The 14,654-nt window shown below is 64.7% G+C and carries 13 protein-coding genes; 9 read left to right on the forward strand and 4 right to left on the reverse strand.

Annotated features, from left to right (window positions below; all coding sequences use genetic code 11):
• Window positions 1-37: 37 nt before the first annotated feature.
• A complete protein-coding gene (locus V8U06_RS19805) occupies window positions 38-670 on the forward strand; it encodes a UdgX family uracil-DNA binding protein (protein ID WP_427142153.1) in 633 nt (210 codons plus the stop codon).
• On the opposite strand, the gene V8U06_RS19810 is transcribed toward V8U06_RS19805, so the two are convergent.
• Entirely contained in the window at window positions 660-944 is a 285-nt protein-coding gene (locus V8U06_RS19810) for a DUF2188 domain-containing protein (protein ID WP_427142154.1), read from the reverse strand. The two genes, V8U06_RS19805 and V8U06_RS19810, sit on opposite strands and share 11 nt — an antisense overlap.
• A 147-nt stretch (window positions 945-1,091) precedes the next feature.
• On the opposite strand from V8U06_RS19810, the gene V8U06_RS19815 reads away from it, so the two are divergent.
• The 3 genes from V8U06_RS19815 (at window position 1,092) to V8U06_RS19825 (ending at window position 3,658) form a co-directional block, all read left to right on the forward strand.
• The gene (locus tag V8U06_RS19815) at window positions 1,092-1,586 is read left to right on the forward strand and encodes a BON domain-containing protein (RefSeq protein ID WP_427142155.1); all 495 of its coding nucleotides are present in this window, start codon (window positions 1,092-1,094) and stop codon (window positions 1,584-1,586) included.
• Window positions 1,587-1,680: 94 nt separating this feature from the next.
• Window positions 1,681-1,911: a hypothetical protein gene (locus tag V8U06_RS19820; protein WP_427142156.1), complete on the forward strand. Its 231-nt coding sequence runs from the start codon at window positions 1,681-1,683 to the stop codon at window positions 1,909-1,911.
• 172 nt (window positions 1,912-2,083) lie between these two features.
• Window positions 2,084-3,658, forward strand: a complete 1,575-nt coding sequence (locus V8U06_RS19825; protein ID WP_427142157.1) for a phospholipase D-like domain-containing protein — start codon at window positions 2,084-2,086, stop codon at window positions 3,656-3,658.
• Here V8U06_RS19825 and V8U06_RS19830 read toward each other — a convergent pair.
• Entirely contained in the window at window positions 3,556-4,488 is a 933-nt protein-coding gene (locus tag V8U06_RS19830) for a lysylphosphatidylglycerol synthase domain-containing protein (RefSeq protein WP_427142158.1), read from the reverse strand. The two genes, V8U06_RS19825 and V8U06_RS19830, sit on opposite strands and share 103 nt — an antisense overlap.
• A 111-nt stretch (window positions 4,489-4,599) precedes the next feature.
• Here V8U06_RS19830 and V8U06_RS19835 point away from each other — a divergent pair, with 111 nt between their 5' ends.
• Window positions 4,600-5,325 carry an endonuclease/exonuclease/phosphatase family protein gene (locus V8U06_RS19835; protein ID WP_427142159.1) on the forward strand — a complete coding sequence of 242 codons (726 nt, stop codon included), beginning with the start codon at window positions 4,600-4,602 and terminating at the stop codon, window positions 5,323-5,325.
• A gap of 66 nt (window positions 5,326-5,391) precedes the next feature.
• Here V8U06_RS19835 and V8U06_RS19840 read toward each other — a convergent pair whose 3' ends face one another.
• The gene (locus V8U06_RS19840; RefSeq protein WP_427142160.1) at window positions 5,392-6,399 is read right to left on the reverse strand and encodes an amino acid ABC transporter substrate-binding protein; all 1,008 of its coding nucleotides are present in this window, start codon (window positions 6,397-6,399) and stop codon (window positions 5,392-5,394) included.
• 110 nt (window positions 6,400-6,509) lie between these two features.
• On the reverse strand, window positions 6,510-9,566 hold the full coding sequence (locus V8U06_RS19845) for an aminotransferase class III-fold pyridoxal phosphate-dependent enzyme (protein WP_427142161.1): 3,057 nt from the start codon (window positions 9,564-9,566) through the stop codon (window positions 6,510-6,512).
• Between the two features lie 125 nt (window positions 9,567-9,691).
• On the opposite strand from V8U06_RS19845, the gene V8U06_RS19850 reads away from it, so the two are divergent.
• The 4 genes from V8U06_RS19850 to V8U06_RS19865 all read left to right on the forward strand — a co-directional run bounded on the left by V8U06_RS19850 (window position 9,692) and on the right by V8U06_RS19865 (window position 14,594).
• Window positions 9,692-10,126 (forward strand): Lrp/AsnC family transcriptional regulator, encoded by a 435-nt coding sequence (locus V8U06_RS19850; RefSeq protein WP_226920299.1) that lies wholly within the window; start codon window positions 9,692-9,694, stop codon window positions 10,124-10,126.
• 247 nt (window positions 10,127-10,373) lie between these two features.
• Window positions 10,374-11,540 carry a polysaccharide biosynthesis/export family protein gene (locus V8U06_RS19855; RefSeq protein WP_226920298.1) on the forward strand — a complete coding sequence of 389 codons (1,167 nt, stop codon included), beginning with the start codon at window positions 10,374-10,376 and terminating at the stop codon, window positions 11,538-11,540.
• Window positions 11,541-11,739: 199 nt separating this feature from the next.
• Complete coding sequence (locus V8U06_RS19860) at window positions 11,740-13,335, forward strand: LTA synthase family protein (protein WP_427142162.1); 1,596 nt, start codon at window positions 11,740-11,742, stop codon at window positions 13,333-13,335.
• On the forward strand, window positions 13,332-14,594 hold the full coding sequence (locus V8U06_RS19865; protein ID WP_427142163.1) for a capsule biosynthesis protein: 1,263 nt from the start codon (window positions 13,332-13,334) through the stop codon (window positions 14,592-14,594). Before V8U06_RS19860 ends, V8U06_RS19865 begins: the two co-directional genes overlap by 4 nt.
• Window positions 14,595-14,654 lie beyond the last annotated feature (60 nt).

Genomic DNA, 14,654 nt, shown 5'->3' on the forward strand with positions numbered 1-14,654 from the left:
TTTTGAGGTTCAAAACCATCAACATTCAGGCGTGGCCATGTTGAAGAACGCACCCGCACCCGCCTTTCAGGATCATGCCGACGGCCCTCTCGACGCGATGCGCCAGGCGGCAGAGGAATGCCGCCGCTGCGATCTCTACCGCGACGCCACGCAGGTCGTCTTCGGGGAAGGGGCGCGGCACGCGCGGGTTCTCCTCATCGGCGAACAGCCGGGCGACCGTGAAGACCAGCTCGGCCACCCCTTCGTCGGGCCGGCCGGGCGTTTTCTCGACGGCTGCCTGGAGGAGGCCGGCATCGACCGGGCGGACTGTTACCTCACCAATGCGGTCAAGCACTTCAAGTTCAAGCGGCTCGGCAAGCGGCGCATCCATGAAAAACCCAATACCGGCGAGGTGCGGCGGTGCGCCTGGTGGCTCGGGGGCGAGATCGCGCTGGTGAAACCCCGGCTGCTCGTCACGCTCGGCGCCACCGCTGCCTTCGCGGTGCTGGGAAAACGCTATGCCGTCACGGTCGACCGGGGCCGCATCGTCGACACCGAGATTGGCGTGCCGGCACTCATTACCGTGCATCCTTCCGCCCTTCTGCGCAGCCGCGGCCGGCCGGATGCCGAGCAGGAAAGGCAACGTTTCGTTGCCGAACTGGGCAAGATGAAGCCATTCCTCAAGGCGTGAGGCCGCGCGACCCCGGCGCGTCGTCCACCGTTTCCGCGCTGTCCTCGACCTCCGCCTCCGGGCGGTCGCGGCCCGCCGCCACGTCCTGACGCCAGCGCCCGTCTTCCTCTTGATAGGAGATGAAACGGTCCTCACCGGATTGTTCGTGCCGCTCGGCGGCCAGCCGTGCCGCCGCCAGCGCCGCGGCGTGGTTCGGGAAGGTTTCGGAAAAGACGTCGTCCAGACGATAGGCCCATCCGTCTTCATGCGGCACGACATGGTAGGTGATCGGCATCTCTGTCTCCCTGGCGACGGCGCCCATGATGAAAGGAGGCGAACCGATACGGGCGCGAATGGTTCCGCGCAGGCGGGAACAAATGCCGCCCCGGATCGGTTGGCCTGCCGGAACGTTCGATCCCCAAGTCAATCCAGGGAGAAGTCAATGACCGAGCAGAAGAAGACCTCCCGCGAAGAGGATTTTCGCGATTACGAGGAGCGGGACATCCGCGACGGCTGGCCCTATCCGGACGATGACGGTGCCCGTCGGGCAGGGGAGAACCGTCCCTATGGCGCATCCGACGCCAGTCTCGACCAGACGGACAATGAGGGCATCGAAATCGCTGCCGATCCCGTCGCCCGTGACGTCGATGGTGCGCCTCTGCCCTTTGCCGACGACAACGAGGAAACGATCGCCGACGATGACCTCGAAGCGCGCATCGTGCAATTGCTGGAAGACGACGCGCGGATCGATCTCGCCATGCTGGATCTGACGGTCCGCGACGGTATCGTGGATCTCGACGGCGCCGTCGACAGCGACGAGGATCGCCGTCATCTCATCGGTCTGCTGCGCCGGGTGAAGGGCGTTCGCGATGTGCGTGCCGAAGGTCTGCTGGCGCGGGGCGTCGACAGTCATATCCCGCGCGACGTGGATGAATAGGGCGCCTATCTTCGTACGGTTTCGTACCGTGTTCCCGCTTTGAAACGCCGCCATACCAGCCTAGAATCGCCCTCTGATACCGGAGGATGCGGGCGTGGGCAGCTATACTTCCAAGGGGACATTCGAGCCCCAGGAACTGGGCGACTTGAAGCACGTCTTCGATGAGTTGACGTCGCAATCCTGGTTCGATCCTTCGGAGGAGGCACGGGAGAGCTTTGCGCGCTATCTCTTCGAGACCTTCCCCGCCGTCACCTTCGATCCCGTCAGGCATCGCTCGATCATCGAGGCCTCCGCCCGCATGTTCTACACGAGGGACGGCGCCTAGAGTTTGTCAGGGAAAGTGGGAACCGGTTTCTCGAAAAGACAAACGAAAACAAAAGAATTTAGAGCATGTCTGGTTCAATCTGAACCAGACATGCTCTAGGCGTCACGGAACCAAAGCGGCTCCCGCGAATTTCCGGGCAGGATAAGGACCTGACCAGACAAGGCGGCAGACCGTGCGAGACGAAACCGTTCCATTGCCCGTAGCAGACAACCTCACGCAGACCCCCATCATTCGGCCGGGCCGCAATGCCTGGCGCACCGCAATCGCCGATCGCCTGAGCGTTCTCGTCGACGGGCAAGCCTACTTCCGGGCGCTGGAAGGCGTTCTGGAGCAGGCACGCCGCGAAATCTGGATCGTCGGCTGGGACTTCAACCCCGATATTCCGATCCGCCCCGATGCGGCGCAATCGCCGACCCTCGGCGCCTATCTTTTGAAGCTGGTGGAAGAGCGGCCTGACCTGACGATCCGCGTGCTCGTCTGGGGCATGGGGCCGATCTATTCCGGCAAGTCGCTCAAGATGTTTCGCAAGCGTCGCTGGTCCTCCCACCCGCGCATTGTGTTGGCTTTCGACAACCGCCATCCCCTGCGCGGCTCGCACCATCAGAAGTTTGTCGTGGTGGACGACCGCGTCGCCTTTGTCGGCGGTATCGACCTCACCGCCAAGCGCTGGGACACGACGGATCATGCCGTCGACGACCCCCGCCGCAGGCTTCCCTCCGACGAGCGCTACGAGCCGGTGCACGATATGCAGGTGGCGCTGGAGGGGGATGCCGCGCGGCATGCCGGCGATATTGCCCGCCGCCGCTGGCAGTTCGCCACCGATGAGGCGGTGCCGGCATCGGGCATTTCGGCGGATGTTCGTCTCGACGGCCGGGCGACGGACATGACCCATGTGGAGGTCGCCTTCGCGCGCACGGAGCCGGCAATCCGCGGCCGCCCCGCCGCGACGGAGGCCATGGACCTCACCGTCGCCGCCCTCCGCGCGGCCCGTCGCCACATCTATATCGAGAGCCAGTATTTCGCCTCGAAGCGGGTCTGCGACGTGCTCTGCGAAAAGCTCGCCGAGCCCGATGGGCCGGAGGTCGTCATCGTCTCGACGCTGAGTTCGCACGGCACCATCGAGCGCCTCGTGCTCGGCGCCAACCGCGACCGGCTCATCCGTCGCCTCGGTCAGTGCGACCGCCATGGCCGCATGCGCGCCTTCTATCCCGTCGTGCCCAAACCCGACGGCACGGAGCAGGAGATCATCATCCATTCGAAGCTGGTGATCGTCGACGACACTTTCCTGCGCATCGGCTCCTCCAATCTCAACCAGCGCAGCGAAGGGCTGGATACCGAACTCGACCTCGCCATCGAGGCTCACACTGACGCGGAGCGAAGCAGCATTCTGGCGCTGCGAAACCGACTGCTCGCCGAACATCTGAACACGGAACCGGAAATCCTCGGCGCCGCCTTGCAGGCGGACGGAACCTTGGGCAGGACGATCGACGCCTTCAACACCCGGGATCGCGGGTTGCGTCCTTTCCGGGATGCGCGCGGCCGGGGCGCGGTGGCGCCGGTCATGGGCACGGGGATCGTCGATCCCGTCGCGCCCTGGTGGCCGCTTTCCGCATGGGCGAAGGCCTGCCGATCGCTCCTGCGCCGTCAGCGCGCGCTCTTGCGCAGATCCGTTGCGTCCTTCGGGTCGAGCAAGGCTTCGCTGGCAAGCAGCAAGACGAGCCCCAGTGGCAGCGGAATGAAGAAATAGACGACGCGGAAGGCGATCAGCGCGCCGATGGAGGCCGCGCCGCCGAGCAGGAAGCCGATCGTCGCTTCCAGCACGCCGAGCCCACCGGGCACATGGCTGACAAGCGCCGTCAAGTTGCCGACGACATAGGCTGCCGTGGTCTCCATATAGCCGGCCTCGCCGCTGAGGAGCTGGTGCAGGCAGGCTGCGACGAAGGCGAAATTGACCGTCCCGACGGCGATCTGGGCGGCGGCCAGCCGCGGTGCGGGCAGCGCGAAACGCCAGTTCCGTACCTTCACATCTCCGCGCAGGAAGGCTGAAAGCAGCAGATAGAGCGCCGAAAGCGCAAGGCAGGCGATGCCAAGCGCGGCGGACGCCATCGTGCCGAGCCCCGCGACCTTGCCCGCTGTGCCGGGCAGGAGAAGAAGGCAAAGGCCGGCGAGCGTGATCAGCCCGAGGCCGACCGTCACCCCGCAGAAGACGATCAGCTTGGCGATCTCCTCGGTGCCCAGCCCCCAGCGCGTATAGAACCGGTAGCGCACCGCCCCGCTGCTGAGTGCCGCGACGCCGACATTGTGGCCGATGGCAAGGCTGGTGAACGAGGCGAGCGCCGCCCGCGGATAGGAAAGCGGCCTGCCGACATAATGCAACGCCAGGAAGTCGAAGAGCGTCAGGCAGAGATAGGAACAGGCGGCGAAGGCGAGCGCGAGGGCGAAATTCGCCTTGGGAATGGCGGCGACGGAATTGCGGATGTCCTCGAAGGAATATTGGTTCAGCGTCCGGTAGATCAGCCATCCCGCGACCAGAACCGCGAGGGCGACAAGGGCGTGGAGGATATGGGTTCGTTTCATGCGTCGTGCCTTTCGAATTTGCCGGGCGAGATCTGCCGGGGCGGAACGAAAACAGGGCTTTTCGTGTTCCCACCGCGTCCGAAGGAACGAGGAAGGCATCGACAGACGGCAATGGGCAGGCGGCTGAGGATCATGACCTACAATGTGCATAGCTGTTTCGGCACGGACCGGAAGCTCGACCCCGGCCGCATCGCAGAGGTGATCGCCGAATGCGAGGCCGATATCGTCGCCTTGCAGGAGGTGGATGTGGCCCGGGCGCGCAGCGGCGGCATCGACCAGGCGCAGTCCATCGCCAACCATCTGCGCATGGTTTCGCATTTCCATCCGGCGCTGCATCTGGAGGAGGAGCGCTATGGCGACGCGCTGTTGACGGCCTTGCCGACGCGCCTCGTCAAGGCCGATGCGCTGCCCTCGCGCGGCGAGCCGCGCGGCGCGCTCTGGGTGGAGGTGCCGGTGGACGGTGTGGCGCTGCAGGTTTTCGTCACGCATCTCGGCCTGCTCGGCGCCGAGCGCGTACGCCAGACCGAAGCCCTGATCGGTCCCGGCTGGCTCGGCGCGCCGATGCCGGACAATGCCCGCATCGTGCTTGCGGGAGACCTCAATGCCGTCTCGCGCTCTGCGTCCTATCGAATGCTCGTGCGCCGCCTGAGGGATGTCCAGACGACCGCAGGACGCCGCCCCCAGGGAACGTTCCCCTCCCGGCTGCCGCTGCTGCGCATCGACCATATCTTCGTCGGCGAGGGGATTTCCGTTCGCAGAACCGCCGTGCACGACACGCCGCTCGCCCGCAGGGCTTCGGACCACTTGCCACTCTATGCCGACCTGGACATCGAATAGGGCGCAGGCGCCTGGTCCTGGACATCGCCGCGTCATCCGCGGCGATGTCGATTGTTGCAATGCCGGTCAGCGTGCGGGCGGGGCGTACATCAGGCCGCCGTCGTTCCAGAGACGATTGAGACCGCGGTCGATTTTCAGCGGGCTGTCCTTGCCGAGGTGGCGCTCGAAAAGCTCGCCGTAATTGCCGACGGCGGAGATCGCCTGATAGGCCCATTTCGCGTCCAAGCCCATCGCCTTGCCGGCTTCGCTTTCTATGCCGAGGAAGCGCTTCTGGGCGACGGTGCCGCTTTCGAGAAGCGAGGCCGCGTTTTCCTTGGATATGCCCATCTCCTCCGCCTCGATCAGCGCGAAGAGCGTCCAGCGCACGACCTTGAACCACTGGTCGTCGCCCTGGCGCACGGCCGGGCCGAGCGGCTCCTTCGAGATGACCTCCGGCAAGACGATGAAGCGGTCCGGATCATTGAGCGTCAGGCGCTGGGCATAGAGCGCCGAGGCGTCGGTGGAATAGACGTCGCAACGGCCGGTATTGAAGGCCTGCACCGTCTGGTCCGGCTTCTCGAAGGCGATGACCTGATACTCGATCTTGTTGGCGTTGAAGTAGTCGGCCATGTTCTGCTCGGTCGTCGTGCCGGTTTCCGTGCAGACGGAGGCGCCGGAGATGTCCTTGACGCTGGAGACGCCGAGCTCCTTGTTGATCATGAAAGCCTGGCCGTCATAGTAGATCGTGCCGACGAAGCTCATGCCGAGATCGGTGTCGCGCGACAGCGTCCACGTCGTCTGGCGCGACAGCAGGTCCACTTCGCCCGACTGCAGCGCGGTGAAACGGTCCTTCGTGGAGAGCGGCACATAGGCCACCTTGTCCGGGTTGCCGAGCGCCGCGGCCGCGACCGCGCGGCAGAAATCGACGTCGAAGCCGCTCCAGGCGCCGTTCTTGTCCGGCGCGGAAAAGCCGAGGACGCCCTGGCTGACGCCGCAGCGCAGCTCGCCGCGCTGCTTGACGATATCGAGCGTGCCGGCATGGGCGGCGGTGCCGGCGGCAAGTGCGGCGGCGAGGGTCAAGAGTTTCAGTTTCATGGGTTCTCCTCCTTGATTGTTTTCAGGTTGTTCTGGGGTATTCCGGGCATGCGTCGTCCCGGCCGGGAGAGCGGCTCTCCCGGCTGAAAGCGGTTGGAAGCGTATGGTCGTCAGCCTTGGCCGTGTGTCCGGGCGACGTCGGCGAAGGTTTCCTCGAGCACGGCGATGAGATGGTCGGCGTCGCGTTTCGAGAAGATCATGGGCGGGCGCATCTTGAGCACGTTGTCATGCGGTCCTTCCGTGCCCATCAGCACGCCGCGGCGGCGCGCGCCGTTGGAGACGGCGCGGGCGAATTCGGTCGCGGGCGCCCGGCTCTTGCGGTCCGTCACCAGTTCGATGCCGAGGAACAGGCCGAGCCCGCGCACGTCGCCGATGACCGCGTGCCGCGTCTGCATGTCGCGGAAGGCGTCCATCAGGTAGGTGCCGATCGTCAGCGCGTTGCCGCGCAGATCCTGGCTTTCGATGACGTCGAGCACGGCAAGGCCGACGGCGCAGGACACGGGGTTGCCGCCGAAGGTGTTGAAATATTCCATGCCGTTGTCGAAGCTGTCGGTGATCTCGCGTGTCGTCACCACGGCCGCCATCGGATGCCCATCGCCGATCGGCTTGCCCATGGTCACGATGTCGGGAACGACGCCCTGCGTCTCGAAGGCCCACCAGTGGCTGCCGACGCGGCCGAAACCGACCTGCACCTCGTCCGCGATGCAGACGCCGCCCGCGTCGCGGACCAGCCGATAGACCTCCTTGAGATAGCCTTCCGGCAGGAAGACCTGGCCCGCGACGCTGGGGATGGATTCGGCAATGAAGAAGCCGGGCCCTTCGCCCTTCGCCTGCAGGACGGCAATCTGTTCGGCGACGCTTTCGGCAAAGCGCCGGCCATGCTCTTCGAGGGGCCAGTCGGCCGGCGCATGGTAGCTGTCCGGCACCGCCGCCACATGGACATGCGGCTTCGGTCCCTTGCCGCCTTTGCGGCGGAACTTGTAGGGGCTGATGTCGATCAGCTCCTGCGTCGTGCCGTGATAGGACCAGTCCAGCGTGATGGCGTTCTCGCGGCCGGTATGGGCGCGCATCATGCGCAGCGCCAGGCTGTTGGCCTCAGAGCCGCTGTTGACGAAGCCGGCGACTGTCAGTTCATTCGGCAGCGTCGCCGTCAGGCGCTCGGCATAGGCGACGATATTGTCGTGCAGGTAGCGGGTGTTGGTGTTGAGCGTCGTGGCCTGCCTCACCATCGCCTCGACCACGGCCGGATGGGCATGGCCGATGTGGCAGACATTGTTGAAGCAGTCGAGATAGGCCCGCCCGCCATCGTCGATCAGCCAGACGCCGTCGCCGCGCACGAACTTGATCGGCTTGTCATAGGAGATCGAGAGGTTCGGCAGGAGCAGTTCGCGCCGCAAGGCGACGATCTCCTCATGCGAGCGCCCCTGCCGTTCGTAGAATTCCTGCGCGATGCCACCGAAGGTTCGCGCGTCGGGGAAGAGTTCGGCCCAGACGTCGAGATAACGCGGCTCGCCGACGCCGAGGATTTCGGTCGCCGAAAGATTCGCGTCGGTGGAAAGCTGCAGGTGGAGATGCGGCGCCCAGCCGCCGTTTTCCGCCGGTGCGCCCATCTCGCCGACCAGTGCGCCCGCATCCAGCCGGTCGCCGGCCGCAAGGCGCCCCAAAGCTTCATGGGCAAGATGGCCCCACAGCGAGATGAAGGGCGGGCAGCCCTCGGGCTCGTGGCGAAGCGCGATCAGGCAGCCATAGCCGAGCGGATCCGGCTCGATCTCGACGCTGACGACCGTGGCGGCGAGCGGCGTGAAGACCTTGGTGCCCGCGGCCATGAAGATGTCGAGGCCGAGATGTCGGGTGCGGCGCGTCTTCTCGATGAAGCGCGAGACGAACATTTCGCCGGCATAGACGGTGCGCTCTTCGCCCCAGGGGCCGATGCCGAGTTCGATGCCGTTCTCGCGGCAATGGGCTTCCCAGATCGCCTGCGCCTCGTCCGGTTCTTCCGCGGCGGATTTGACCGTCATCGGATGGGCAGGGTCACCGTAGGGAACGAGGGCGGCCGGATAGGTCGCTGCCGGACGTTCGAGCAGCGGGGCGAGCGATCTGCGGTTCGCGGCGATCCAGCCCGTGACGGCGTGCGCGCCGGGAACGGCCTCGAAACCGCAGGCTTTCCTGAGGATCGCCGTTGCAAAACGCGGGTTCATCCGGTCGAGCTTGCGCAGCAGCGCCCAGGCCGGCCGTTCGCTGATCGCGAGATAGGGATTGTCCTCGGTATGCGCGCGGCGCGAGGCCGACATGGTGACGGAGGTGACGAGCCGGATGGCGATGAGATCGTAGAGGACGTCGACTTCTTCCGCGAGCAGCGGATATTCAGCATGGAAGCCGCGGGCGATGGCGGCCGCCGCGCCAATGGGGTCGGCATGGTCGAGACCGGCATAGGCGGCGGCGATGGCGACTTCCGCGATCAGCGGCGAATAGAGCGCGTCGCCGAAATCGATGAGGCCGGAGATGCGGTCATGGTCGGCCGCATCGACCAGTACGTTCCAGTCGTTGGCGTCGTTGTGGATGACGGCGGACCGCAATGTCGCAAGGCGCTGTTCGAGCGCCGTGAAGCGCGCGAGGAACCGCTCCAGCAGCGCGCGGTCTTCGGCCGCCGCGACATGGCGGAGCCGCTCGGCCGAACGGCCGGCCTTGCGGATGTCCCAGTCGAGATCGCGCAGCGCGCCGGGATGCATGAAGCCCTTCAGCGCTCCGTCGAACCGGCCCAGCATGCGGCCGAGAGATTCGAGCGCGGCGTCGCTGCGATCCGTCTCGGCGAGCGGCTGGCCATCGACCCAGCTCACCAGCCGGATGCGATGGCTGACGCCGTCGGGGCTCGTCACGCGGGCAAGGCTCTCGCCCGTCACCGTCGGGCGGATATGCGGCACCGGCAGGTCACCCGCATGGGTGCCGATATGCGCCAGCAGAGCCGTCTGGAAGTCGCTTTCCACCTCCGGTTCGGCAGCATTGACGATCTTCAGGATGAAGGAGCCGGCCGGCGATTCCACCTTGAAATTCTGATCCCGCTCGCTGGCGAGCGGCGAGAGCGCGCCCGTCAGTCCATAGTGCTCGGACAGCAGCGCGGCGGCGGTCTCTGTGGAAAAATCCGGTGTCGTCTTCAGCATGTCGTTCATGGCGTCCTCATTTTCATGGAAAGAGTTGCATGGACGCCACGCCGGCGCATCCGGCATTATGCCGGTTGTGCCTGCACTCTGTTTATAATAACCGTCATCTTGTCGGCCGGCTCTGGAGGGGAACAATGCAGGATACGGACGCCATCGACCGCACGATCCTCAGCATCCTCTCGCGGGAGGCCCGCATTCCCATGAAGTCGCTCGCCGGCCGCATCGGTCTGTCGCGCAGCGCCACCACGGAACGGGTCGGCCGGCTGGAAAAGGCCGGCATCATCCGCGGCTACCGGGCCGATATCGGCCAGCTCGACGACGGTCAGATCCAGGCTTTCCTGCTCGTCACGCTGAAACGCACGCCCTCGCTCGGCGTGCTCGACCGCCTCGCCGGCTTCTCCGCCGTGCGCAAGGTTTCCTCGGTCAGCGGCCAGCTGGATCTCGTGGTGGAAGTGGAGGTCGGCTCGATCAATGCGCTCAACGAACTGCGCAACGAAGTCTCGACTATGGACAATGTCGAGGACCTCACCACCTCCATCGTGCTGCGCCGGGATATCGAACGGAGCTGAAAAGGGGAGAAGCGCCGCCGCTCGCGGGAATCTTCACTCTATAATAGAAGGTGATCCAGGGTCGCAGGCGCGCCATCGCGGAAGACCTTTCCGTCTGGTAACGATTTTTAATCCAATTGTCTGAAAATGATCTGAACCACCGAGAGGCTGACAGAGATTGAATATTGATCAACCTCCTTGGCTGCTGTACTCATGCCACGCAAATCCGCGGGCCGACGCAGCCGGCATGATTGAAAGTTGAATGTGGATGCAGTCGTTTAGCCGTTTTTTCCTCGCCACCGCCTCGATGGCCGCGTTGTTGCTGGTTTCGTCCTGCACCGTCCTGCCGAGCTCCGGGCCGAGCGCTGACGCCATCCAGTCCGGCTCCAAGGCGTCGGAAACGCCCTATGTGCTGGTCAATGTGACCCAGGCCGTTGCCGACATGCTGGCGCAGGAGCAGGCCCGTCCGCTTTCCATCGCGTTCGGTTCCGCGAAAAAGACGAGTTCCTCGCAGATCGGCGTCGGCGACGTCGTGTCCGTCGTCATCTGGGAAGCGGCCAAGGACGGCCTGTTCTCGGGCGGTGAGAAGGGACCGGGCGCCGCACAGATTCCGCCGCAGCCCGTTTCGGAAAACGGCACCATCGTCGTTCCCTATGCCGGCACGATCCGCGTCGCAGGGCGCACGCCGCAGGAAGTCAAGGGCGATATCGAAGCGGCGCTGAAGGGCATGGCGGTCGAGCCGCAGGTCCTCGTCAACGTCGTCGCGAACAATTCCAACACGGTCACGGTGACGGGCGAAGTCGCCCGCAGCGGTCTCATTCCGCTGCTGCCGGGTGGCAATCGCCTGATGGACATCATCGCGACCGCCGGCGGTCCGCGCATGGAATCGCACCAGCTTGCGGTGCAGATCACCCGCGGATCGAAGTCTGAAACCATCCCGATGGAGCAGCTCGTCTCGGATCCGCGCGAAAACATCTACGTGCAGCCGAACGACGTCGTCACGCTGATCCGTCAGCCGCGCAACTTCACGGTCTTCGGCGCATCGATGGCCAATGCGTCGCTGCAGTTCGACGAATCGCAGCTCTACCTCAATCAGGCGCTGGCCAAGGTGGGCGGTCTCAACGACGATCGCGCCAATGCCCGCGGCATCTTCATCTATCGCCGCGAACCGGCCGACACGGTCCGCAGGCTCGCCCCCAATGCGCGGGCGATGTATCCCGATGGAACGGTCAACGTCATCTATCAGATCGACCTGAAGGATCCCGCCGGCTTCTTCGTCCTGAAGAGCTTCCGGGTCGCCAACCGCGACCTGATCTACATCGCGAACTCCTCGCTGGCCGAAGTCCGCAAGTTCTCGACGCTCATCAGCACGACGGCGTCGCCGGTCATCCAGGGCGCGGCCTTCGCCTCGAGCCTGCACGACTTGAGCAACTGATACCGAATCGCGCGAGCGGGGCCATCTCCCTGCTCGCCCCTCCGGACAAGGCCCGGAGCAATCCATCGCGAAGCGATATAATCTCCCTGGCGGGGCTTGCCTGCCGGGGCATAAATTGCCAGAACCGATTGGTAGGGTTCCGCCGGCTGTTCCCGTCCGCGCCTTGCGGGGACAATCGCAAAGCGCGTGAGCAGCAAGCATGAACTGGTTTGGTAACCCCTGGCTGTTGACGGCCGCCTGTTTCACCTGGGCCTTCACCGTCGTCTACGCGACCGACCGTTTCGCGCTCCCGCGCGCAGTGGCAGCGCGGCATCGCATGGACCGGACCCCCTTTCGCATCGCTTTCGAAACGCTGGCCCGTCTTCCGATCATCGGGCTGGTCTTCGCCGGCTTTTTCGCGATTTCCTGGCGCCCGATCTATGCCGCGCAGGGCACGCTGAGCTTCTTCGTCATCTTCACCGCCATCTCGCGCGCCAAGTTCATCTTCATCCGCGAGCCGCTGGTCTTTTCGGATATCGCGCTCGTCGCAGACGTCTTCAAGCACAAGGAAATCTTCTACGCGACGAAGCTGAACGTGCTGTTCTGGATCATCGCCTGTGGCTATGTGTTCGGCGCATCCGCGCTGTTCTTCATCTTCGAGCCGAGCATCCTGCCGGCGGACAACCGCTTCCTCTGGGTGCTCGCCGGCCTTTGCGTCGCGTTCGGGCCGCATTTCCTGCTGTTCGTCAAGCCGATCAACGTGCGCCTGCGCCGCGTAAGCGAAAGCGTTCTGCAGACGCTCGACGTCTTCGCCAATACCGTACGTTTCGGGACCTTCGCGTCGGTCGTCTATCACTTCCTGATCTGGATCGGCGTGCGCCGCGACCAGATCGTCGCGGAACTCATGGCGACCCTGCAGCATGCCTTCCACGAGATCGTCCACGCGGATGACGCGGCGGCAAGCGAAAGCGCGCCCCTCGTCGTCATCTGGCAGTCGGAATCCTTCTACGATCTCCGCCATTTCGACATGCCTGATCTCGATCTGCCCCATCTCGACGCCATCAGGGCGCGTGCCGTTCAGTCGGGACGCATGACGAGCGTGTTCGAAGGCGGTTACACGCTGCGCACGGAATTCGCCGTCCTGAGCGGCCTTCAGCCGGAAGACGCCCATGTCGATGCCAGCTATCCCTATCTGCGCGCCGCGCACTATTCCGACATCGCCTGGCCCATGCGGCTGAAGCGGGCCGGCTGGCTCACGCATTTCGTCCATCCCTATGAGCGCACCTTCTTCTTCCGCGACAGGGCCATGCCGCTGCTCGGCTTCGACAACATGACGATGCTGGATGGTTTTGCGCATGACCCCCAGACCGACGGCCCCTATGTCTCCGACCGGCGGCTGACCAGCATGGTCGTCGATATCATCGAGGATATCGGCAGGGACCAGTCGGCCTTCGTCTTCGTCGCCTCGATGGGCAATCACGGGCCCTGGCTGCCGGGACGGTGCGGGGACCTGACCGATCCGGTCGCCATCTATACCGAACTGCTGCGCAAGACCGACGAGGCGCTTGGTCATCTCATTGCCTATCTCGACCGTCTCGACCGGCCGGTCTGGCTCGCCTTCTACGGCGATCATGCGCCGCTGTTGAAGACCTTGGCCGACCCGTTTCCCGATCCGCGGACGGACTATGCCCTCGTTCCGCTGGCGCGCGCGGCGGAGGGGCGTTCGGCGCCGCCCGTCGAGGTCGAGGAAGCCCCCTGGAATCTTCTCGGCAAGCTCTTCACCGAGGCCGACCTGCAGCGACGGCGCCCATCATGACGGCAGAAGCGGAAATTCCGGCGCGCGCGCCCGCAAAACGCACCTTCCTCTTTCTGCAGGGCCCGTCCTCGCCGCTCTTTTCCAAATGCGCGGCCGGGCTGGAGGCGCGTGGGCACACCTGCCTGCACATCAACCTCAATATCGGCGACTGGATTTTCTGGCGCCGGCCGGGCGGCACCAATTATCGCGGCCGGCCGGAGCGCTGGCCGGATTTCGTGCGCGACTTCATGGTCCGTCACGGCGTCACCGATCTCCTGCTGCTCGGCGAGGAACGGCCCTACCACAAGGCGGCGGTGAAAGCCGCCAAGGCGCTGTCCATCGACGTCTATGTGATCGAGATGGGCTATCTGCGGCCCGACTGGGTGACGTTCGAGCGGGACGGCATGTCGTCCAACTCGCATTTTCCCCGCGATGCGCAGCAGATCCTTGCCGAGGCGGCGGGGCTTCCGGAACCGGACTGGACGATCCGCTACCGGCAGAAATTCTCGGTCGAGGCCGGCTACGACCTTCTCTATAATCTGCCGAACGTCTTCCTGTGGTTCCTGTACCCGCATTACCGCCGGCACGCCCTGTTCCACCCGCTTGCCGAATATGCCGGATGGGTCGTGCGGCTGATGCGCAAGAAGAGCGCCGAACAGGCGGCGCAGGCGACATGCGCGCAGCTGCTTGCCAGTGGGAAACCGTTCTTCGTATACCCGCTGCAGTTGCAGACGGACTATCAGCTGCGCGCCCATTCCCCCTTTGCAAATCAGCAGGAAGCCATCTCCACGGTCGTGACGTCCTTCGCCGCGAACGCGCCGGCCGACTGCCAGCTCCTGATCAAGCTGCATCCGCTAGACAACGGCCTGATCGATTGGCGCGCCTATATTGCCGGACAAGCCGAGCGTTATGGGATCGTGGCGCGCGTTCACGTCGTCGATGGCGGCAATCTCGACCGGCTGATCGATGGGGCGAGGGGCCTCGTCACCGTCAACTCGACGGCCGTGATCGGCGCTTTCAAGCGGCAAAAGGCCGTGAAGGTGCTGGGTTCCGCCGTTTTCGATGCGCCCGGTCTTTGTTATCCCGGCACGCTCGATGCCTTCTGGGCCGACCCGGTTCCGGCGGAAAAGCCGCTGGCGGAAGCCTTTTTCCGCCTGATCGCCGGCAAATATCAGGTGCGCGGCAACTTTTATTCACAGGAAGGATCGTCGGCAGCGGCCGAAGCGATCGTGCGCCGCCTTCTCGATGCGGAGGGTGAAAGATCGGTGATTGCCGCTTGAAACCGAATAAGAGGCCGCTACAGTTCGTAATCGTGAAGGACTGTTGACCTCAACTTCTCT

This window comes from Shinella sp. G-2, from assembly GCF_050172695.1.
Lineage (GTDB): Bacteria > Pseudomonadota > Alphaproteobacteria > Rhizobiales > Rhizobiaceae > Shinella.